Origin of the sequence: Paraburkholderia phenoliruptrix (assembly GCF_902859825.1) — a bacterium.
Taxonomy (GTDB): Bacteria; Pseudomonadota; Gammaproteobacteria; order Burkholderiales; family Burkholderiaceae; genus Paraburkholderia; species Paraburkholderia phenoliruptrix.
Genome location: NZ_CADIKB010000003.1, coordinates 249,211 through 272,033, shown reverse-complemented (window position 1 = coordinate 272,033; position 22,823 = coordinate 249,211). Strand labels below are relative to the sequence as shown.

Below are 22,823 nucleotides of genomic sequence, written 5' to 3'. Positions count from 1 at the left end.
AACGCCTGACTACTCTTTCAACGTCGTTTAGTCTCATAGTCCGCCCAGCGAGCCGATTCACGTATGCAACTCATGTACTGCAGGATCCATGCCGCCACCCGACGAATGGATCAGTAAGCGTTGGGATGATGCAGTCCCTTGAATATGGTCGCGCAAATGATCTTGACGTCCAGCGCGAACGACCAGTTTCTCAGATAGTACAGATCGTGGGCTACACGGCCTTCCATCTTCTCGATTCGATCGGTCTCGCCGCGGAAACCGTTGATCTGCGCCCAGCCGGTGATACCGGGCTTGATCCGGTAGCGGTGAATATAGCCCGACACGATGCCCTGATACAGGTCGTCATGTTCGAGGGCGTGCGGTCGCGGACCCACCACCGACATATCGCCGCGCAGCACATTGAAGAATTGCGGCAATTCGTCGAGGCTCGTGCGCCGCAGGAAGCGTCCGACAGGCGTGATGCGTGGATCGCCGCGCGTCGCCTGTTCCAGCACGCCCTGCTTCTGCTCGTGCAGGCGCATGCTGCGGAACTTGTAAATCATGAAGACGCGTCCATCCGCACCCTTACGGCATTGCTTGAAGAACACAGGACCGGGCGAACTCAGTTTCACCGCTATCGCACACGCGAGAAGAATGGGCGACACGGCAATCAATGCAACCAGTGCAAAAACGCGGTCGAAGAGCTCCTTTTTTACCATTGCATTGGGCGGCAAAGGCGACGCAGCCAGATTGATGGTGGGAAAACCAAGCAGCTCGGTCACGCTTCCATCGAAGAGAGCGAGCGCCCGCACATCCGGCATGAAACGCACATTGATCAGGTCGTTGCGAAACTCGTCGACCAGCTCGAGAATCGCACGCTCTTCCGACAAGGGCAGCGCGAGCCACACTTCGTCCACCTGCTGTTCGCGCACGTACCTGGCAAAGGCCGCGCGCTGGTCGAACATCGGCACGGCACTGGTGGTCTTCTTGCCGGGGCGCAGGTTGTAGACGGCGCTGGCGCGAAAGCCCGCTGCGGGCTGCTTCTCCATTTTGCGCAAGATTTCGTCGCAATGGTCGCCGCATGCTGCAATGGCGACTTTCTGCAAGTTGAGCCCCGCATTGCGCACACGCCCGAGCAGCACGTGAGTCACCATGCGGCCCGCGATCATCGCGCCGCCCGCGATCCCTGTCCAGTAAGCGAACCAGAGTCGCGATACGAAGTCGATGCGGTGCAGCGAAAACATCAATGCAAGCGCGCAGGCCTGAACGACCAGCCAGCCGAGCGCCACCTGTCCCACCAGAACGCGCTTTGAACGGCCGCGCCACGACTGATAGACGCCCAACGCAGGAAACACCGCGAGTGAGAACGCCGCCGCAAACGCGACGAATGCCAGATAAAAGTTATGTTGCGCGACGTCGTCGAAACGGATGTGAGAAGCGACGACCGCACCGCCCAGGATCATCGCGACGTCGAACACTCTCGCCAACAGACCGGTAATCAATCGCATAGCCGCCCCCTCAAACACGCTGTGGTTCGCCACGGTCGATCAACCCGCACGGCCATACTTGTCGTCGAACCGGACGATGTCGTCCTCTCCCAGATAGGCACCGGACTGCACTTCGATAATCTGAAGCGGAACGCAGCCGGGGTTCTCAAGACGATGGCGAACACCGAGGGGGATATACGTCGACTCGTTTTCGCCAAGCAGGAATTTTTCTTCGCCGCGCGTGACGAGTGCGGTGCCGCTCACGACCACCCAATGCTCGGCGCGGTGGTGATGCATCTGCAAAGACAGGCGTGCGCCCGGCATCACGACAATTCGCTTTACCTGGAAGCGGTCGCCGTGATCGATCGAATCGTAAAAGCCCCACGGACGACGCACTTTTCTGTGAGCCTCCGCTTCCGGCGATTTTTCGGCCTTGATGCGCGAGACAAGACCCTTGATGTCCTGCACATGCGAGCGATCAACCACCAGCACGGCATCGTCTGTTTCGACGACGATCAGGTCCTGGGTGCCGACACAGGCGACCAGGCGGCCACCTTGCGAGCGCGCATAGGTCGCCGTCGCACCCTCGAACAGCACGCGCCCGCTCGATGCGTTGCCGCATTCGTCCTTTTCCATTGCCTGCCACACAGCGTCCCAGGAGCCCAGATCGGACCATCCCGCCTGAAGCGGCACGACAATGCCCGCGAATTGCGATTCAGGCTTGCCGATGTGCTCCATCACGGCGTAATCGATCGAGTCCGACGGCGATTGCAGGAATGCTTCGGCGTCCGGGACGACACAACCGTCCGTGAGCTTCGCCCCTTCGTACGCTCGCACGCACGCATCGTGGATTTGCGGCTGGAATTGCTTGATGACCGCGAGCCACACGGAGGCCCGCACGACGAACATGCCGCTGTTCCACCAGTAATTGCCGGATTCGACATATTGCGCCGCGAGTTCGGGCGCCGGCTTCTCGACGAAGCGTTCGATACGATGCGCACCATCGTTCAACGCAGCGCCGAGGCGGATGTAGCCGAAACCCGTGTCCGCACCGGTAGGCGGAACGCCGAGGGTGGCAATCGCACCTGCGTCCGCATACGCTGCTGCAATTTCTATCGCCTTGTGAAGGGCCTTGAGGTTTGCAATTGCGTGGTCGGCAGGCATCGCCACCAGAATGACGTCCTCGCCTTCAGACGCCGCGGTGAGCGCAGCCAGGGTCAGCGCGGGAGCCGTATCGCGGCGCCCCGGCTCCACGACGATGCGCGCGTTCACGCCGCTCTCGCGGGCCTGTTCGTAAGTCGCGAAGTAATGTTCCGCGCCGCATACGATCACCGGCTCGGGCGCTACCTTCCACAGCGGACTGAAGTTGTCCATGCGCCCCATGGTAGCTTGCAGCAGCGTCCTGTCGCCGATCACGTCGATCAACTGCTTGGGAAACTGCTCGCGCGAAACGGGCCATAGACGCGTGCCGGAGCCGCCTGCGAGAATGACCTGGGAGAGCGTGCGGCATTCCTGCGACGCTTCGTTTCGAGCCTCGACGTGCTGCTCGTTAGCGGGTGCAAATACTTTATCCATTCTTATAGCTCCTGAGCATGCAAGCCGGACAGCAATTAATCGCATAAGCGCCGACGAAATAGGCTCAACGTCGGCACTGCTCCGGTCTCACATGTGATCAATGACGGGATGTGGGCATCAACGGGCTCGGCGAGCCGTCCTGTCCGCGCAAAGCTAGGAATGTGTCCCGGTTCTCTCCCGCCGCTCGCAAGGGAAAAACGGCACACATATCGGCGTGGCGCCAGAATGCAGATGCCACTGAAGCATTACTCGATGTGATCAATCATAGTCACCTCACGCTGCACCACAGCAATGGTGGCGCGTTCAGTTGAGGTTTTGGCCAGCCTCGTGGCATTAGCGTGCGCAGCCGCGCAGATGGCCGTTCTTAGTGGCCTCGCGTGTGCGCTACCGCGTGGAAATCAGTGCCTATACGTGGTACCTTCGTGTAGTCGCTTCGCGCAGCACCTTCATGGCAGTGCGAACTTCCTTCGTCCAAACGTAGGACCCCGATCCTGTTCAGGCGTGCTGCCGGTTGGCGCGCCGCCTCTCCAACCAGGTTGTGTTCGCACGTAATGGCACTGTCATTGCAAGCTATGCGCCATTTGTTTTTCGGGAGTCGCAATGGCTTACATTTCGCTACTTGCGCTGTTTCTCACAGTCACGAATTTCGTGCCTGTCAGCGCGGTCGGCTTCGTGCCGATCTTCGTGTACTCGTGGCGTTTTTTTGGTCGGCGTTATCCGGCGTTTATTACGCCGTTGACGGCGCTGACGGTCCTTATCGTCGTCTCGACGCTGCTCTACGACCCGAAATCGTTCACCGAATTCGATTTCTATCGGCGTGACGGTAACTTCTTCATTTCGTATGCTCCCATTTTTGCCGGTTGCCTGTACGTCCATCGCCTCGATCTGAACAAAGTACTTCGCGCGTTCTTCATCTTTGCGGTCGGCATCAACATTCCACCCTACGCTGTGTATATCGTCAGCACGGGGCTGCTCGGCATCTTTACCAATCCGGACAACAGCTTCGGCAGTTACTTTATCGCCCGTAATGCCGCTGGGGGCTTCTTCGCTATGCTGTTCTGCCTGGGCGTGGGGTGCTATCTGCAAAAGCGCAGCAGACTGGTGCTGGCACTGCTGGCCATGAACGCGCTCATGCTGTTTTCCACGTACAGCCGGGGCTCGCTGCTGGGCGCGGCCGTCGTACTGCCCTACCTCTATTTCGGCCGCAAGCGCTGGTTCCTCACCGCCCTGATGGGCCTCCTGATAGTGGGCTCTCTTGCGATGGCGGTCTACCATACCGACCCAACCGTCGACTACATGGGCTACCCATTCAGTATCCACAATCAGGACGCCAAGGTCGCCAATCTCAACATTCGCTACGAATGGCTGTGGCCGCGCGCGCTAACCTACTTCGAGCAAAGCCCCATTGTGGGCCTCGGCTTTGGTTCGTTCGACGACCATATCGGCCGTGTCACCTCCTACTTCCACCTGTTCGGTGCGCCGTCGGAGATTCTGGTCGATCATAGCGATTCGCACGCTCATAACTCGTACCTGAACTTCCTCGCCGAAACAGGCGTGATTGGCCTCTTCCTCGTGCTGAGCTTCTTCTGGAAGCTTGTGGAATGGAGTAAACTCGGCGCGGCCGCCGGCGCGCTGGTGGGAGGCGGTCAGAACTTCGCGGCATTCCGCTTCGTCGAAATCTCTTCCATCTGCCTGCTGGTCATGGCGGCAACGGAGCATCGCCTCGTGTCGCCTTCCAACGTTCTGATTCTCTCGCTCGTCATCTCGCTGCTGCTCGCCTCGCAATCGGCCAATGCGATCTTCGCAGAATTCCATCGACGGAACTCGTTGATCCGCTCGCGCGTCTGACCGACAGCACGCCCACTTCGTTACGCCGGCACGCAAGTGTCCCGGTGTAACGAACCCAACAAGAACGAGAACGCTATGTGGACTTTATTCACCAACATAGGCGATGCGGCCGTCACCTTACCGGTGGCAGCTGTCTGCGCCTGCTGGCTTGCACTATTGGACGTCAGACTGGCCTGCCGCTGGGCCGCAATGCTCGCGGCCGGCATCGCCCTTGTCGGCGCGAGCAAGGTCTTCTACGCCGGCTGGGGCATATCGTTTCCAGTGTCCGATTTCCGCATGATCAGCGGTCACGCCATGCTGTCCACCTCCGTCTGGATGGTCGCCCTCGCATTGCAACTGAAATGGTGGCGACTGCCGGCGTTTCCGGGCATCGTGGCAGGCCTTGGCATCGGCGCACTGACCGCTGCGTCGCGTGTGATGGATCTTTCGCATTCCGTGCCGGAAGTGGTCACGGGCTGGATCCTCGGCGCGCTCGTCGCCTTGCTGTTTCTGCGAAAAGCGCTTGCAGCGGATTTCGAAGGTGCGCGGCCCGCATGGTCGGCCGCGAGTTTTCTGTGCGTGTGCGTGCTCGCGTATGGGCACCAGGCGCCGCTTCAGCGGCTCATTGAAACGCGTTCACCGCAATTGCATAGCCATGCTCATTCGATCATGGCCTTTGCAGGACGCGTTAAATACCGCATTCAGTCTTACGAGGGCACGCTCGCGAGGTGACGTTTCTCGTCCGCGGTACGTTCCCGTACGAGATACGGACGAAGCTGTTCGATCGAGCTGCGCAAAAGCCGCGCGTCGATGAAGTCCGTCAATGCCGTCTTGAAGTTCTCGGTCGAGAATCGTTCGGCGTTCTGGCGGCAATTCACCGGATCGAATAATGGCGCATTGCGCTCGAAGCGCGTCACGGCCTCCAGCAGCGACTCCGCTGTCTGCTCGCCGAAGAAGACGCCCGTAGGCTGCTCGAGAGGCAGGCCGATAACGGACTCGAGTGCGCCTCCCCTGCCGAATGCAATCACCGGCGTGCCGCACGCCTGCGCCTCGACGACGGAAATCCCGAAGTCCTCTTCCGCCGCAAAAACGAATGCGCGGGCGCGGCGCAAGTGGTCAACGAGCACGTCCAGAGGCTGATGGCCGAGTATGGTCACATTCGGCCCCGCAAGCGCTTTTACGCGCTTCATTTCCGGGCCGTCGCCGATCACCACGAGCCTGCGCTCAGGCGTCTGCGAGAAGGCCCGCACGATCAGATCGATGCGCTTATAGGGCACCATTCGCGAGGCCGTCACGTAGAAGTTCTCTTTCTGCGTGCACATGACCATGTTGTCGAGGTCGACAGGCGGATAGATGACCGTGGCATCACGCTGATAGGCCTTCTTGATTCGCCGCGCGATGAAATGCGAGTTCGCCAGCAGATGATCGACGCCGTTCGCCGAGCGCGAATCCCAGCCGCGGATGTAGTGCAACAGCGCGCGCGCCATGATCGACTTCAGGCCCTTGTTCAGGTGCGATTCGCGCAAGTACTGGTGCTGCAGATCCCACGCATAGCGGATAGGCGAATGCACATAGCTGATATGGATCTGGTTAGGCCCTGTCAGCACGCCTTTGGCCACCGCGTGCGAGCTCGAAATGACGAGGTCGTAGGCAGACAGATCCAGCTGCTCGATCGCAATCGGCATCAGCGGAAGATAGGCGCGGTAGCGCTTGCGCGCAAACGGCATGTTCTGAATGAACGATGTGTTGACGGGCTTGCCTTTCACGCAATCGCGGTCTTCGAGAAAGTCGACAATCGAAAAGATGTCCGCTTTCGGAAAGCACTCGATGATGCTCTTCAATACCTTTTCCGCGCCGCCCGAAACTACCAGCCAATCGTGAACAATAGCGACTTTCACTTCTACCTCCCTCTGAGATTACGCACCGGACGCTTCTTCTTTGCCGGCAATCCGGTTCACTCGTTCTGGTTTCATTCGTCCTTGCTCGCGCTTGCCTGAGCTCTCGCGCCCCACGCAAAGCCCAGCATGCCGGCGGCACGGCGCGCGCCCGGCACGAGTCCGACCAGTTCAAGCCGGACCATGATGACCATCAGGATCACCGCGAGCGCCGCTTCGCCGGCTACGCGGGCCATTGCCATGCCCATCGCGCCAAAGCGCGGTGCAAGAATCAGTGCCGCGGCGAGATTGAAGACCCCGGAAGCGAGTCCGGCGAACGCCAGCAGGCGGTCTTTCTTGCGCGGAACGATTACATAAAACGCCACGAATTCATTGAACGCGACGAATGGGAACATCCAGGCGAAGCATTGGAGGATGCGGGCGGCGGGCTCGAATTCCGCGCCGAGAATGAGCGGCAGAACGAAAGGCGACAACGTCAGTGCGCCGCAAAATACGAGCAATCCGTAGCCGAGCAAAAGCGCTGCGCCGCGCCGGGTGGTGGCATGCGCACCCTCCTTGTCGCCGTGGGCGAGCTGCCGCGAAATAGTCGGCACGAACACTTGCGACGCCGGTCCCATCAGGCTCAGCGCGATCGTGGCAAAACGCTCCGCCGCGCCGAAATAGCCGACCTGCGCGGGCGTCGACAACAGCGTGAGCAAGTAGGTGGACGATGCCGTCAGGACCACCGAACCCGACGAGTAGCAAAAGAGCATCGTGGAGTTGCGAATGAGCGGCAACACGCCGTCGAATTTCAGCCGCGGCAGTCCCAGTTGCGAGGTGGTGATGCCATACGAAATGATCGACGACGCGACACCCGCAATCAGCAGGCTCGCCAGCACCCACACTGAGTCGGCCGGCACTCTCACGAGACTGAGTACCAGAACGAGGCTTACGGCAAAGCCGAATACCTCGATCATGATCGGCGTGCGAAAATGCTGCCGGCCCTGAAACAGCCAGCCGAGGTTCATCGCGGAGACAATGCCGAGCAGTGTGGCCAGTACACCGATAAGCGGTCGCTCCGACAATGTCGGCGAGCAGAAGGTCGCAATCAGACCGATCGATCCGCCCAAAACAGCGAGTACGAGCCGCGCACTCACATGCAATGAATAAATCGCATTGCACTCCCTCGCCGAGTGCGCCTTGGCGACTTCGCGCATGCCGACGAACACGAAGCCGTAGCTCACGAGCATCCAGATGACGTTCATGAGCGACATCGACGCGAGCACGCGCCCGTACTCGGCAACACCCAGAATTCTTCCGTAAAACGGCACCACGATGATGAGGTACACGTACCTCATCAGATATCCGCCGTAAACAAACGCAATGACGCTTGCGCTGTCTCGTCTTTCCATTCCGTTCTCCAAAAGCGTCTCCCGACCTTAGCGCTGTGCCACGCGGCGGCGAGCAAGCGGGTTCGATATATAGCGAACCACGAAGTCAGAAAGCGGCGAGTACGGCACGAGGCACAAGCCGGAAAGTACCAGGGTCCCGAATTTCTTCTTCACGCTCCAGAACGGATTGGCCAGGATCGCGTGAAAATAGCCGCGCGAGTCGCGCATCATCCAGCGCCACCGATGAGCGAGCGTGGCGCGATAGACGCTCGAGCAGAAGATCGCTTTTTCATGGCCGAAATCATGGAATGTCGGCGATAGCTCGATGCCCAGACGCGACTTCGCAATGTTGCGCAGGATCGCCCAGCGCATACCGAGCGCCTTGGGCGCTTTAGATATCTGCTCCGAGTTCGCAAAGGAGACGGTGCCGCCATCCGCGTTATGCACGCGATAGCCCCCGAGCGATTTGCGCAGCGTGGCCACTGGACCAACCAATGCGGCACCGTAGATCGCGAAGAAGTCGGCGCCGTAACGATTGATTCCCGGCGCAGGCACGGGAAAAACCTGTTTGAGCGCGCTCACCCGGTAAGCATTGCCCGATGCGGGCGGCGATGGATACAGCCAGCCTGCCTGCAATAGTTCTCCGCAGTTGGCGGGCGGTTCGGTATTCGGCACGTAAGCACCTGTCGGTTGTCCACTGGCGTCCATCACGTCGAGCCGGAACTGCACTTTTGCCCATGCACCGCTCGAGAAGACCTGCATGACTTCCGATACGGCGCTCGGATACAGAATGTCGTCCGAATCGAGGAGAATGGCGTACTCCGTTTGAAGCGCGCCGATCGCACGGTTGTAGGCGGACACCTGTCCGCCGTTTTCCTGGAAGATCGCTGTCACACGGCTGCCGTACTGCTCGATGATGGCTCGCGAGCCGTCGGTCGAACCGTCGTCGAGCACGACAACCTGCGTGCCCGGATAGTCCTGGTCGAGCGCGGAATCGATCGCAGCCGCTAGATAGCGCTCGTAGTTGTAGTTGCAAATGACAACTGTGACCTGGTTCATGGCATTCGACGCTATCTGAGGTATTCGGTGAATCGGAGTTGCTACGCAAACGAACGGACTGCGATATAAGCGAGGTGAGTCGGTGGATCGTTTCCCGCGCCATTGACCCGCTCAGGCACCTTGAAGCCCAATTGCAGACCGTCGTTACTCCAGGTGGTCGTCATCGCGTCAGGTGCACTTACCGTGCCTGTCAACGCGTCTATGAACTCAATCTTTACTTCGCGCGACGGGGGACGCTTCAGGCCCGCCACAGTCACCGTTCGCCAGCCGGGCGACGCATTCACCTGAAGCACGATGTCGCCGCCAGAGCGCAATCCGCTGCCCGCCGCACCTGGACCAAATTTCAACGGATTCGCCAAACTTGCCAGCGGGCCCGAAACAGTCTGATGAAGCACGACGAGGCTTCTCCCCGACACGTTGTAGGTCCGTACGGGCGGGCCGCGATGAGTCAGACGAAAAGGCTCGTAGCCGTCCCAGTGATAGATCATCGAAACGTATTTGTTCGGATCGTCCCAGTTGTGATCGAGCGCCCATACCGCGAAATCGAAAAAGTACTCCGGCAGGTAATGCGGATCCTTCATGTACGCATCGCCGATTTCGGTTTGCCAGATGCCTCTCGCCGGCCCGTTCTTCACGTAGCGCTCATACAGCTCGTTGAGATCGCTGACACCGAGGTAGTGCGTGTCGAGATAGTCGACCCAGTCCAGCATCCGTTCGTTGGAAGCCGCACTTCTATACTCGAGCCACTTGCAGTAATTCGACAGGCCGCCCTGATCCGGCCAGCCGCCGTAGACGACATAGGCGTTGTACTTGCGAATGATGCGGGCGGCAGGCAGGTGGATCCGCTCCACGTAGTCCTGCATCGCACGCTCGTACGGTCGCGCGTATCTGTCGTCCTTACTGAAATTCGGACCGTGCCAGAAGGTTGCCTGCTGCGCGCCGCCCGACAATTTCCCGGCCGCCTCATTCCAGATCTGGAAGTAGCGCAGATTGAACGGCGGTGCGGAGTACTTGCGCACGGCTGCCTCCACGTAGCGGGTCCACGCGCGCACATCCACCGGCGCGGAATTGCTGTCGCCCGGCACCATGGCATTCCACGGCGCCGTATAACCCAGGATCAACAGCGACTTGATGCCATTGCGGTTATTCAGAAGCAGTGCTGACGGAAGATCGTTGTCGAACTGCGACCCCGTCTTGTCGACACGGATGATTTCTTTCGGCGAGTCCGGCTGGCCCGGGCCTACCGAGTCGCGGCCCCAGCTAATGCCCATTTGCCGCCACATTTCGACATCGCGGCTGGCTCCCGCCCAACCGTTTGCGCCGATCAGGTCAGTTATCCTGCGATCGCCGGTGCTGCGCCCTTGCGGCGCTGCGCTCACCGACGGCGAAGTTTTGCCGTACACAAGCGGTACTGCGGCGCCCACGAGAGCCGCAAGGGTTTGCAACGCCCGACGCCTGCCGGCACTCTTCCGAATGCGATACATAGGCCTGCCCACCGCCATGCGCTAGCCCGCCGACGCGCTGGCCGGCACGCCCGAGAGCCGGACGCCCGCCTGCCCCTTGAGGATCTCCAGCACCGCTTGCGCCGTCATGTCCCAGCGGAATTCGCGGGCACGCGCGTATCCCAGTGCCTTGTAGCGTTGCCGGAGCGTATCGTCCGTCATCATGAGCGAGATCTTTGCTGCGATGTCGTCTGCCGATGTCGCGTCGCAATACAGCGCGGCTTCCCCACACACCTCGGGAATCGACGTCCGCGACGAAGCAACCACCGGACAGCCGCAGTACATGGCCTCGAGCGGCGGCAATCCAAATCCTTCGTAGAGTGACGGAAACACGAGGCATCCGGCGTTTTCATAGAGTGCTTTCAATTCGCCATCAGTCACGAAGCCGGCCCACACCACTCTTTCTGACTGCGGCTTTTCTTCAGCGAGCTCGCTATTGAAAATGCGCGTGTTCTTGCCGCCCACCACGACGAACTTCACATGGTCGAGATGGCCGAGCTTTTCTATAGCTTCGAGCACGCGTTGCAGGTTCTTGCGCGGATCGAGGCTGCCGACCACCACGCAATAAGCGTCCTTGACGAGATTCAACCGTTCCAATACCGCCGGCTCCGAGCTGACCCGATCAAGATGATCCGCAGCGGGATGCACCACTGCCACGCGCGACTCGTCGATCTTCAGGTGATGGCAGATGCGCGATCTGGAGAACTTCGACACAGTAAGAATCAGCGGCTCCATTCGCGGCAGCACGAAAAAACACAGGCGATACCACAGCACGAATTTCTTTGAGAATCCGCCGGGCACGTCGTATACCGCCATGTCGTGAACCATCACCACCTGGCGGCGTTTCACGATGGGATTCGTGTTGCACAGATTCAGAAGCCTCACGCCTCTCGCGGCAATGGGCAGCGTGATCTGTTCCCACAGCGTGCCGCGCAACCATGGAAAACGCCGTTGCCATTTCAGCCCCGCGCCTGGCTCCCGCGCATTGCGCGGGACGTAGATTTCCAGGTGCTCCCCTGCGGGAACCCGCATTTGCATTGCTCTCGTCAATTCATACGCGACTCGCTGCACACCCGTGACCGGCTGCGAAGTGAATTTCCCGTTGATTGCAAACGCCATCAGCTTCTCCGTTTTGCGAATTCATCGAACCACGGTGACAACGCACTCACGCTCCGGCAGATCCGCTGGCGGGTTCCGCATCGCCGTAGTCGCTCGCGTAGTTCGTCGCATAGCCATAGGTGCGAGTACTGCGCCGCAGCGGAATGCCGTTGAACACGGCGCCGGCGATGCGGCCTTCCGCGCGCTCCATCTTTTTGATGGTGTCTTCAATCTCCTCTTCGCTTTGCATGCCCGAGCGCAGCACGAGCAGCGACGCGCCGGCTTCGCTGGCAATGATCGAGGCGTCGGTGACCGCGAGGAATGGCGGCGTATCGAAGATCACCAGATCGAATTGCGAGCTAAGGCGTTCCAGCACTTCCTTGAAGCGCGGTCTCGCCAGCAAGGCGGCCGGATTGTCAGGACGCGATCCGCACGAGAGGAACGACAGACCTTCAATCCCCGTATGCCGGAGTGCATTACGCAGTGGCATGCGGTCGGAGAGAACTTCGGAAAGTCCGCCGCGGTTGCTCTGATTAAAGAGCGATGCCAGATGACCGCGGCGCATATCCGCATCGATTAGAAGAACTCGAGCGCCGATCTCGGCTTGCAACGTGGCGATATTGGCCGCGACAAAGCTCTTGCCCGCGGAAGGCGTGGGCCCGATCACCATCAGAATGTTGTTGCGAGAATGAGCGAGGTCACGCGCGAGAGAAGTGCGCACCGCGCGCAGCGCCTCCACGGAGGTATCGTTCGGGAAACGTTCCGCCAGCACTTTCGTGCCGCCGCCCGCGATCTGGATCTCGGATGCGCCGCCGGCTGCCGGCTGCGGCAAACCCGCGCGTGCCGGCGCACCGGGCAGCGACTTGGCTCCCGGATTGGTCCTGTCGAGCAACGACTGCTGCTGGCTAAAGAGAATCTCGCCGAATACCGGCATGCTCATTCTGCGTTCGACATAACGCGGATCGGTCACGCCGGTCAGCACATGGCGGCGCATGAACACCAGCACGATGCCCGACACGAGACCCAGCGCGAGGCCGCCGGGCAGCACGATCAGCGGCTGCGGTTTGACGGGCCGATGCGGCGTAATGGCCTGGTCGACGATATGGGCGCCGCCAGTCGTACTCGCACGACGCACCTGCAATTGCTCCGCCTTTTGCACCATGCCGAGGTAGATCGTTTCGGCCACCTTCTGCGCGCGCAGAAGATCGACGCTCTCGCGCTCGGACGCCGGCATACCGTTGAAGTGGCCGTTGAAATTCGCTTTCGCGCTGTTGAGCTGTGCGAGTTGCGTATCGACGCTCTGCACCCAGCGGCTTTGCGGCGTATAGCGCTCGAGCAGTTGCGTGCGCTGCAATTGCAGTGTCGCGATCTGCCTATCGATGTCGAGGCCGCCCTGCAAGTACGCTTGCGCCTCGGCAGTCGGCTGCATCGATTGCGAATTGGCGCGGAAAGCCTTGAGCGCTTCCTCGGCTTTTCTCAAGTCGCCAAGAAGACGCGGAAGTTCTCCGTTGATGAACGCAAGCGTCGTCGTATCGTTGAGTTGGCGACTCGCAATCGCCGTCGCGAGATATTGCTGACCCAACGCATTCGCGACTTCGGCTGCCTTCGGCGCGCTTTTGTCCGTGTACTCGATCTGAATGAGGCCCGAATCTTTCACCTTGTCGCCGACTTTGATGAGGCTGTCGAAACGCTTGATGGCGTCCACCTCATTCCACCGTACGACCGTGAACTCAGTGCCGGGTCGTGCGACGAGTTCTTCCACGCGCATTGAAATGCCATTGCTTGTGATCGGCTTGCCGACGGTGCCGTGAAGGAAGACCTGATCCTGCGGGCCGCGCAATTCGTATGTGTTGTCTTCACCCGCGACCAGCGTCATTTTTTCTTCTTCGAGATCCTTCGGCACGTCAAGCGTACCGATCTTGACCTGCTCGCCTCCCCATGCGTAGGACTTGAGTCCCAACCATGGCCGCGAGGGCTCGCCCGGCGTCGCGAACTTCTCCGCGATGTCGCCGAGCACCGGCAGTTTGCGCGGAGTCACCGAGACGTCGAAGCGAAAGCGTTGAATGACCGGTTCGAGCACCGAGCGGCTTCGTATCACGCCTATTTCCGTCACCGGCGAGGGCGCGGGCGGTGGCAGGTTTTCCTGATTCTGGAGTGCAAGGCCGAGCGCATTCGGCTCCGGAGGATCGACGCGAATCAGTACGTCTGCGGAATAAATCGGCGACGCAATCAGCAGATAGGCGGCAGCCAGGCTGAAAACGACCACCGTGGTCAGTACGATCTCCCAGATATGGTCGCGCATGAGACGAAGCATGGCACTCGCGCTGAGCTGGCCACGCTCTGTACTACCAGTCGCAGGGAGCGAATTCAGAGGATAGTAGTCCACCGGTTTGATCCTTCCATGTTTGATGGGCACAGTAATGAGTCGACACCGCCTGGCTGCACCAACGGTCCGCAGTCCAGAGCCGTATCCGGCAGGAATGCGTATGGCGTAGCGCGACGCCTGGTCGGAGCTACGTCATGGTTTTGCCAAGCCAAGTGGCTGTCCACCTGCTTGAACGATCAAAGGCTGCGCCGCAAGCAGCACGGCTCGCCCCGTCTCCAGACTCTAGAATCCCCCAGATAGCGGAACGACAGCTTGACGCCGCGCCTCGCCTTTATTTCGTACTACAAATGGTTAACGTGTTCAATACACCGACAGCCCGCACGACTTGCTTCGCCATACGCAGCGCGGCCCCGGACTCGATTGAGCGGTGCCTCTTCGTACGTCGTCAGTGCAAAGCACTTCAGGACACGGCAATAACTACACCTCAATCGACCCACACAAGCGAAAAGGCGAAGAAATTGCGCATTACTGGCATTCGATAGCGCCTACAAGGGCAAACCGCTATTGCTACAGTTGCTGCAGTGAAGCATAGCGCCCGTGCGAATAAGCGTATGCACAGCGGCATAAATTCGGGTGCTATTGGCCGATTCCGCCGAAGCCATTTCTGAGCAACACGCAATCTGCAAAGTCTTGTAGCTATGTGCAATGGATGTAACAGAGTGATACCAGCAACGCCATTTCCTGTCACATACATTTAGTGACACTTCAGTGCTTATCGGACAGCGCGAATGGCGGCGACTCGCTCGTTATGCCTTATCGGACGGGGCTTTCGCGCGGAAGCGTCTTGCGACCCTCAATAACCGCTTGAAAATGATGCGAAGCAAATCTTGCTGACTCAAGGGCCTTTTTGTATGGCTTTATTTAGGCAATCGAGGTAACAATTTCCCCAATCATCCCTATTGCGCCAAAACACCATCGATTACCGGCCAGGTTCGCCAGCCTGATTCGAGTACGCTAATCTCGTCACGTAGACAGTGATTCACCCTGTTTGGAGAACTAAGCGTGACGACTTCCACCGATTTTCTTTCGTCGTACCTCGATACGCACCGGCGCGGTCCAAGAGTGGCGACGCGGAAGCCTGCAAAGCACATCGGGCTTCTAGTTTCGCAGGAATGCTCGATGGCCACTGCCGGAGCAATCGGCGACGCGTTCCGGCTTGCAAACGAATTGTCAGATGGTGCCGCCGACGACTCGCCCTATCGTCTTTCAGTACTGTCCGAAAGCGGCGGACTGGTGACGAGTTCGTCCGGCATTTCGATCTGGACCCAAAGCATCGAGCGCAATCGGCTCGGCGATTTCCATGCATTGTTTGTGGCGTGCCGCGACGCTGCACGCGCGCTCGAGTCCAATGACCGACTGCTCTCATGGATAGCGCGTCAAGGCTCGATTGCGTCGTTCGACATCCAGCAAGGTGCGAACCTGATGGTCATTTGCAAGGACCCGATGCATTCCACCGTGCCGATCTTCCTGTTTGACGATGCGCCCACTACCGCGAGAGCCAATAGCGCGACGCCGACGGATCTCGCACTCGCGCAGATCGAGCGAGACCTGAGCACCGAAGTGGCCCGCAAGATTGCCGACATGCTGCAGACGAATTACGTCGAGTCCGACAAATTCGAACTGGACGATGCGAGCATCACCACGACAACGGAGAAGATCCGCGAATCGGCGCGTTGGATCAAAGAGAACTACAGCAATCCCATTTCCGTTGCGAAGGCCGCCGAATGTGCGGCGATGAGCAAGCGCAACTACCAGCGCCGCTTCAAATTCGAGTTCGGCATGACGCCGCTCGAGTACCTGTTGCGCACGCGCTTTGAAGTCGTCCGCGCCATGCTCCGCAATACCGATTTGCCCGTCGACAAGATCGCGAGACGCTGTGGCATGGGTGACGGCAATCGGCTGGGCCGACTCTTCAAGGAACGCTATGGGATGTCACCCACGCAATTCCGCGCGCAGCAGCGCCTCGAAGTGGCCGAGCGATGCGTGGCGATCGACGATTGACGGCTGAGGCCGACGCAGACGGGCGACGCGCAACTGTTACGTTGCATGGTCCGGCTGCGCACGCGGGTCGGATACCGACCCGCTATTCACCAGGGACTGAACAATGACAACAACCAAGTCAGTGCACTTCCCCAGCGACGCCGCTGTGCCGGCAGAGGTCGCACGCCATCACGGTGGGGAGCGTAAAGAGTCTCTCACAAGAAGGCTGAAAGAAGCGGCCAAATCGATGTTGCCCGCACCCGTGTTTCTCAGCCTGCTACATCATAAGGAAATTGGCCGCTATCCCAACCTGTTTCGCCCCACCACGTTCAACGAAAAGATCCTGCAGAAGAATCTGCGGCCGGACCCATGGTTCGTCGAATTGACCGACAAACTGACGGTCCGTGATTACGTGGCGAGAAAGATCGGCGAACAGCACGTCATACCGCTGCTTGCCGCACCGGAGGCCTTCACGGAAGAAGTATTCGATGCCCTTCCAGACGCGTTCGTCATGAAAGCCAATCACGGCAGCAGCTATGTGGAGGTGGTCAGAAGCAAATCCGCCACTTCATTCGAGCGACTGCGAGACCTGTCGAACTACTGGCTGACGCTCGACTTCTACAAGATCGCCCGTGAAAGCCATTACCGCCAGATCAGGCCGCGCATCTTCTTTGAAAAACTGTTGCTGGACGAGAGCGGCCAGATTCCCGCGGACTACAAGCTGCACTGCTTCGGCGGCCGAACCGGACAGCCCACCATCTACATCCTGGTGATCTCGGACAGGTTTGGTGGGAATACTCGGGGCGATGTCTACGACGTCGACTGGAATCATCTGGACATCGCCATCGGCTACTACAAGCGCAGTCCGATGCCAGCGCCGCGCCCACAGAACCTCGATGCCATTCTGCAAGCCGCCACGAAGCTGTGTGAGGATTTTGACTATGTTCGCGTGGATCTCTATGCGCCGGACAACCGTGTTTACTTCGGCGAGCTAACGTTTACGCCGGGCGCGGGCGTTCTGCCTTTCACGCCGGACAGGATCGACTATGAGTGGGGAAAATTGGTGCCGGACACCTTCTGTCGCTGAAAGATCGCAGTTGCCAATCGCCCGCGCATGCAGGGAAAATGCCGACGCAAATCAACCTGGCCTCGCCCTGCAGGCAGGACGAGAACCAGGTTGATTGACCGTGCAGCGAAGTCAGCTCAGGTGTCGGCGTGCGCGGACGTGAAGCTCGTGAACGCGTTGTAAGGCGCGTCGATCGGCTTGCCGTTGATCATGATGCCGTACGTGCTGTTGCCGCTATCCAGAACGTAGTACATGACCGACTGGATGTTGTGGCTCTTGCGAGCGTCGTAGAACGCCGCGAGTCTGTCCGAGATGTAGGTGCCGCGATAGCTCGCCGACTTCTCCGGACCCGTGTTCCACTCGGTGACGATAAGCGGGACGCCGTAACGGGCCTTGCAATACGTCGCCAGATCAAATCCCGGACCGGCGCCGTCGGTGCCGATGTCGAACAGGTCGCCGTACACTTCGTAATTGTGCCAGGTCGTGATGTCCCAACGCACCTGCGGATAGCCGCCGCTTCCGTCAGGCTGCCGGCCGTCCCACAGCGCGTCTGACGCACCCACGTCTGCCACGCAGAAATTGATGCCGCACTTCGCGGACGGCTGCACCGACTTGACGCCGTCGATCATGCCGCGCATGACACCGCGCATGATGGGCCAGTTCCGATTGTTGAAGTCGCTCGCCTTGGAGCCCGCGTACGTGAAGTCCATCACGGTCGCGTCTTGTCGGGTCAACTCGTTGCCGCATTCATAAATCGTCACGCCATACGGCTGCAGCGCCTTGGCTACAGTGGCGGCGATCGAGTAGCCGCGATCGTAGGCGACGGATTCGCTCGCCATCACCCCGCCCGACTCATATACGCCCTGGTCGATCAGCACGAGCAGCGTGAGTCCGGCCGACTGGAACGCCTTGGCAAGCTTGATAACCGCATTCAGGTCCTTGGGATCGTCCGTGACGCCCACACGATAGCTCGTGCAATTCATGCCTTTGAGAATCGACACGATCTCATCGGGCGTGTAGTTGTAATCGGCGTGACCGTTCATGCCATAGAAGCTTCCCGGCGCCGGTGCCACGTCGATGCGCGGATCGTTGCAAGGCAGCCATTCCTCGGCGACGTCCGCATTCACGTAGAACTGCCCACCCGTGCCGCAATGCCAGATCTTGCCGCCATACCAAAGCACGAGAGAAACGTCATACGTGTTGCCGACGGTCGAACCGTTGCGGTAGATGACGCCATTGGCGAGCGTCCAGACGTCGCCGGCACTGTCGGTGATCGAAGCCGCTGGCGGCATGGCCGTGCCGCTGGCCGACGCGGAAACGGAGCGGGCTTTCGCCACAGGATTTGCGGACACTTTGGCCGTTGAGCTTGCGTTACCGTCTGCGGAGCCACCGCCGCCACAGGCGCTAAGAAGATAGCTACCGGCAAGGGCCGTTAGGCCTCCGATGAATTGTCGTCGTTTAACCATGTTTGTTTTTTCCACTGTCGAGAAAATTCTCGATAAAAAATCAAAAGTTAAATTTTCGAAGTTCGATGAGAACTACGTTTCTTTGGCCCACTCTATTATTAGTTCGTTGTGCTTATAATGCACAATCGTACGGTGCGCCATTAGCACCTTTCAAAAGCGCCATCACATTGCCGCAGACAACGTGGAATAACCTTGTTCGCGCGGGAAAGGCTCCGCCCGCCGCGATGCGCTTAACGCCGCGATATATTGATAATCTTCTGGAAAAACCGCTTGCGGCCTAACTGCTGCCAAGCCGAACCGCTGCCGTGCCAACCTCTTACCAGCTGCGCCGGAACGCCGCTCGCTCGGAAAGTTGTTCGCTTCTGCGTTGCGACCGGGGTAAATCGTACCCGCTAATGCAGGGCCGGTCACATGGAAAGTAGTGCTTTTCGGCCAAAAAGCAGGAATCTTTCCGAGAACTTCGCATCGCGCGAAAATTCCTGCTTTCTGATGATGATCGGAAGATTAGATGGACTTAACGTTTAGGAATCCGACCCTAGAAACATCTTTTCAATCGGTGCATTTCGACAGTAATTCTTTCTTTGGCGCGGCGGCGTCGCTTCATCAATAAGAAATAAATGCCATCATCAGACGAAACCCAAGTGAAACGCAGTAACTGTCCAGCAAGTGCCGGATGGAATTTTCCGCAATGAAACATAGTACGAAATTTCTTTTCTCGTGGTTAACGCTATCTTCGGTCTCACTGCTCGAAGGGACCGCCAACGAACGCCGTTGTAAAGCACACTCAACGCGGTGCGCGCCTCAAGCGCCGGTGCGCCGCAAAGCGTGAAACACGACAGGCGATCGATAGAATCGGCCCGTGCACACCATCAACTCGCGAGGAGCCCCTTAAAATCGGAAACATGAATAATGCTGGCGCTCGATAAACGCCGAGAAGCTCCCGGACAGACAAAAATCAGGGGCGATATTTGATATGCAGGGATATTAGCTAGCGGTGCGAATGGATATTGCAAACGTCGCGTTGCGCTGCTGTCGGTTTTTTTATTCGGCGCTTTCACAACTGTTGCGCAGACTGACGCGCAAGAGAGACCGCGGCGGCGCGCGTCATGGAAACCAGGGTTGCGCGGAGTCCGGTCGACCGCACTCCCCACAGCAACGGCTGATGCAACTCGTTGCCCCGTCTAGCGGGACATCATGTTCATGCTGACATTGTGCATAACCCACACGGTGCCGCCGATCAGGAACAGCGCGGCCAGCGCCGTATAGGCGAGCGCCATGACGTTCCAGCGCTGTCCAGCCGACATGTCGACATGCAGAAAAAACGCCAGGTGCACGACTATTTGCACGAAGGCGAGAACCGACAGTGCGATCATCGCCGTTTGCGCGGGAAAAGCACCGCGCATGACTAGCCAGAATGCCGCCGCGGTCAGCACGACTGAGAGCACGAAGCCGCAGACGTAGCCTCGTACGCTGCCATGGCTCGAATTCGCCGAAAGTGATTGCATGTGAGCCATTACAGCACGCTCCCCAAATAGACAAACGAGAAAACGCAGATCCACACAATGTCGAGGAAATGCCAGAAAAGACTGAGACACGTGAGACGCGTGAGTTGGCGCTCCGACAATTCCGGCGTGCGCACCACCTGCACGGCCAGTACGGCCATCCACACAAGTCCGACCGTGACATGCAGGCCGTGCGTCCCGACTAACGTGAAAAACGACGACAGGAACGCGCTGCGGCCGGGGCCGGCGCCCTCTCCAATGAGATGCGAGAACTCGCGCATCTCCAGAACGAGAAACGCAAGTCCGAGCGCAAACGTGACAGCGAGCCAGCCGAGTACGGCAGCAGACTTGCGGCGCCGTGCTGCCAGCATGGCAAAACCGTATGTGATGCTGCTCAACAGCAGCGCGGCAGTCTCGACGGCGACGCCGCCGATGTCGAATAGGTCCTTACCCGAGGGGCCGCCTGCGAACTGATTCGACATGACCGCAAACACTGCGAAGAGCGAGGCGAACAGCACGCAGTCGGTCATCAGATACAGCCAGAAACCGAACACCGTGTCCGACGAACCGTGGTCGCCGTGCGCGTCGTCGAGCGAAAGGGAAAGTGTTTTGTGCGACATCGATCAGGCCTCCACGGCTTCCAGTTCGCGGCTCTCTACCGCAGCGGCGGCAGGGCCGCGCTTCCCTTCGATTTCCCGCACTGTATCCGCGGAGATGTAATAACCGCCGTTGTCGCCGAAGCTGCGCACAATCAATGTGGCCACAATCGCGAGGAGTGCAGCGACGGCCAGCCACGTGATGTGCCAGACGCCAGCAAACCCGAGCGCGAGACTGAACGCGCCAATGAACAAACCGGCACTCGTATTCGACGGCATGTGAATGTCGCGATACACCGGCACTTTTGCGTGATGGCTGCCGGCCTCCTTCATGTGCGCATAGGCGTCGAGTTCGTGTACGGTCGGGATGATCGCGAAGTTGTACACCGGCGGCGGCGACGCGGTCGCCCATTCGAGCGTGCGGCCGTCCCACGGATCGCCCGTCGTGTCCCGGTACTCGGGCTTCTTGCGGTTGGCCACGCTGACCCACACCTGCGCGACCTGGAAGGCCACACCCACCGCGATCAAAGCGACACCGCAAGCGGCCGCAATCAGCCACGGATGCCACGCCGGATTGTCATAGTGGTTCAGGCGCCGCGTCATACCCATGAAGCCCAGCACGTAGAGCGGCATGAACGAAGCATAGAAGCCCACGAACCAGCACCAGAAAGCGCACTTGCCGAGTTTCTCATTGAGCTTGAAACCGAATGCTTTCGGGAACCAGTAGTGAAACCCGGCCAGGTAGCCGAAAACGACCCCGCCGATGATCGCGTTATGGAAATGCGCGATCAGAAAGAGACTGTTGTGCAGCACGAAGTCCGCGCCGGGAATTGCCATCATCACGCCGGTCATGCCGCCAATCGTGAACGTGATCATGAAGCCGATCGTCCACAATACAGGCGCGGAAAATTCAAGGCGTCCCCGATAGATCGTGAACAGCCAGTTGAATATCTTCACGCCGGTGGGAATGGCAATGACCATTGTCATGATGCCGAAGAACGCATTGACGTCCGCCCCCGAGCCCATCGTGAAGAAGTGATGCAGCCAGACAAGGAATGCCAGCACCATGATTGCGCAGGTTGCATAGACCATGGTCCGGTAACCGAACAGCGGCTTCTTCGAGAACGTCGCAATCACTTCCGAATAGATGCCGAACGCCGGCAGCACGAGGATATAGACCTCCGGATGTCCCCATGCCCAGATCAGGTTCAGGTACAGCATTGCATTGCCGCCGGCTTCATTCGTGAAGAAATGCATGCCCATGTAGCGGTCGAGGCCGAGCAGCGCCAACGCCACCGTGAGAATCGGAAAGGTCGCCATGATCAGCACGTTCGAACACAGCGCAGTCCACGTGAACACGGGCATTTTCATCAGCGTCATGCCGGGCGCGCGCATCCGCACAATCGTCACGAAGAAGTTGATCGCCGTGATCAGCGTGCCGACGCCGGACAACTGCAGGCTCCATATGTAGTAATCGACGCCTACCCCCGGACTGAATTGCAACTCCGACAACGGCGGATACGCGAGCCAGCCGACCTGAGCAAACTCGCCGATCACGAGCGACAGATTCATCAGGATCGCGCTGATTGCCGTCATCCAGAAACTGAGCGAATTGAGAAACGGGAACGCGACATCACGCGCGCCGATCTGCAACGGCACGACCAGATTGAACAGACCGACCATCAACGCCATTGCCATGAAAAAAATCATGATGACGCCATGTGCGGTAAAGATCTGGTCGTAATGATGCGGCGGCAGATAGCCCGGCGAGTGATAGGCGAGTGCCAGTTGCAGACGCATCATGACCGCGTCGATAAAACCGCGCACCAGCATCAACACCGCGACGACGATATACATCACACCGATCTTCTTGTGGTCCACGCTTGTGAGCCACTCGTGCCACAGCCATTTCCATTTATGGAGCCGGGTCAGTGTCGCGACCACTGCAAGCACCATGACCAGCATCAGTGCGCCCGCCCCCATGATGATGGGCTGGTCGAACGGGATCGCGGAGAGTGTCAGATTTCCGAACATG

General features: G+C 59.1%; 16 protein-coding genes. 4 read left to right on the top strand and 12 right to left on the bottom strand.

The features are described 5' to 3' along the window. Window positions 1–110: 110 nt before the first annotated feature. Both HV711_RS05825 and HV711_RS05820 read right to left on the bottom strand, forming a co-directional pair. Window positions 111–1,487 carry an undecaprenyl-phosphate glucose phosphotransferase gene (locus HV711_RS05825; RefSeq protein ID WP_013591914.1) on the bottom strand — a complete coding sequence of 459 codons (1,377 nt, stop codon included), beginning with the start codon at window positions 1,485–1,487 and terminating at the stop codon, window positions 111–113. A gap of 39 nt (window positions 1,488–1,526) precedes the next feature. Next, entirely contained in the window at window positions 1,527–3,041 is a 1,515-nt protein-coding gene (locus tag HV711_RS05820; RefSeq protein WP_035478216.1) for a mannose-1-phosphate guanylyltransferase/mannose-6-phosphate isomerase, read from the bottom strand. A 600-nt stretch (window positions 3,042–3,641) separates the two neighbouring features. Between HV711_RS05820 and HV711_RS05815 the strand changes: the two genes are divergently transcribed. After that, window positions 3,642–4,889: an O-antigen ligase family protein gene (locus HV711_RS05815; RefSeq protein WP_014973160.1), complete on the top strand. Its 1,248-nt coding sequence runs from the start codon at window positions 3,642–3,644 to the stop codon at window positions 4,887–4,889. Between the two features lie 75 nt (window positions 4,890–4,964). Then, the gene (locus HV711_RS05810; protein WP_035478214.1) at window positions 4,965–5,600 is read left to right on the top strand and encodes a phosphatase PAP2 family protein; all 636 of its coding nucleotides are present in this window, start codon (window positions 4,965–4,967) and stop codon (window positions 5,598–5,600) included. Here HV711_RS05810 and HV711_RS05805 read toward each other — a convergent pair. From HV711_RS05805 to HV711_RS05780, 6 genes are all read right to left on the bottom strand, one after another. Then, entirely contained in the window at window positions 5,576–6,766 is a 1,191-nt protein-coding gene (locus HV711_RS05805; RefSeq protein WP_013591910.1) for a glycosyltransferase family 4 protein, read from the bottom strand. The two genes, HV711_RS05810 and HV711_RS05805, sit on opposite strands and share 25 nt — an antisense overlap. Window positions 6,767–6,837: 71 nt before the next feature. Beyond that, the gene (locus HV711_RS05800) at window positions 6,838–8,154 is read right to left on the bottom strand and encodes a lipopolysaccharide biosynthesis protein (RefSeq protein WP_028360140.1); all 1,317 of its coding nucleotides are present in this window, start codon (window positions 8,152–8,154) and stop codon (window positions 6,838–6,840) included. 27 nt (window positions 8,155–8,181) lie between these two features. Next, window positions 8,182–9,192 (bottom strand): glycosyltransferase family 2 protein, encoded by a 1,011-nt coding sequence (locus HV711_RS05795; protein WP_035478211.1) that lies wholly within the window; start codon window positions 9,190–9,192, stop codon window positions 8,182–8,184. A gap of 41 nt (window positions 9,193–9,233) precedes the next feature. After that, a complete protein-coding gene (locus tag HV711_RS05790) occupies window positions 9,234–10,676 on the bottom strand; it encodes a hypothetical protein (RefSeq protein WP_175145019.1) in 1,443 nt (480 codons plus the stop codon). A 21-nt stretch (window positions 10,677–10,697) separates the two neighbouring features. Further along, window positions 10,698–11,813 (bottom strand): glycosyltransferase family 4 protein, encoded by a 1,116-nt coding sequence (locus tag HV711_RS05785; RefSeq protein WP_035478208.1) that lies wholly within the window; start codon window positions 11,811–11,813, stop codon window positions 10,698–10,700. 46 nt (window positions 11,814–11,859) lie between these two features. Continuing rightward, the gene (locus HV711_RS05780; RefSeq protein WP_014973155.1) at window positions 11,860–14,106 is read right to left on the bottom strand and encodes a polysaccharide biosynthesis tyrosine autokinase; all 2,247 of its coding nucleotides are present in this window, start codon (window positions 14,104–14,106) and stop codon (window positions 11,860–11,862) included. A 1,191-nt stretch (window positions 14,107–15,297) separates the two neighbouring features. On the opposite strand from HV711_RS05780, the gene HV711_RS05775 reads away from it, so the two are divergent. Together HV711_RS05775 and HV711_RS05770 are read left to right on the top strand one after the other, a co-directional pair. Next, the gene (locus HV711_RS05775; protein ID WP_013591904.1) at window positions 15,298–16,179 is read left to right on the top strand and encodes a GlxA family transcriptional regulator; all 882 of its coding nucleotides are present in this window, start codon (window positions 15,298–15,300) and stop codon (window positions 16,177–16,179) included. Between the two features lie 103 nt (window positions 16,180–16,282). Beyond that, window positions 16,283–17,245: an ATP-grasp fold amidoligase family protein gene (locus HV711_RS05770; protein WP_035478205.1), complete on the top strand. Its 963-nt coding sequence runs from the start codon at window positions 16,283–16,285 to the stop codon at window positions 17,243–17,245. Between the two features lie 116 nt (window positions 17,246–17,361). On the opposite strand, the gene HV711_RS05765 is transcribed toward HV711_RS05770, so the two are convergent. The 4 genes from HV711_RS05765 to cyoB form a co-directional block, all read right to left on the bottom strand. Next, the gene (locus HV711_RS05765) at window positions 17,362–18,690 is read right to left on the bottom strand and encodes a hypothetical protein (RefSeq protein ID WP_013591902.1); all 1,329 of its coding nucleotides are present in this window, start codon (window positions 18,688–18,690) and stop codon (window positions 17,362–17,364) included. Between the two features lie 1,181 nt (window positions 18,691–19,871). After that, the gene (gene cyoD, locus HV711_RS05760) at window positions 19,872–20,204 is read right to left on the bottom strand and encodes a cytochrome o ubiquinol oxidase subunit IV (RefSeq protein ID WP_028360146.1); all 333 of its coding nucleotides are present in this window, start codon (window positions 20,202–20,204) and stop codon (window positions 19,872–19,874) included. After that, window positions 20,204–20,812 carry a cytochrome o ubiquinol oxidase subunit III gene (gene cyoC / locus HV711_RS05755; protein ID WP_028360147.1) on the bottom strand — a complete coding sequence of 203 codons (609 nt, stop codon included), beginning with the start codon at window positions 20,810–20,812 and terminating at the stop codon, window positions 20,204–20,206. Before cyoC ends, cyoD begins: the two co-directional genes overlap by 1 nt. 3 nt (window positions 20,813–20,815) lie before the next feature. Then, a complete protein-coding gene (gene cyoB, locus HV711_RS05750; RefSeq protein WP_035478203.1) occupies window positions 20,816–22,822 on the bottom strand; it encodes a cytochrome o ubiquinol oxidase subunit I in 2,007 nt (668 codons plus the stop codon). Window position 22,823: the final 1 nt, after the last annotated feature.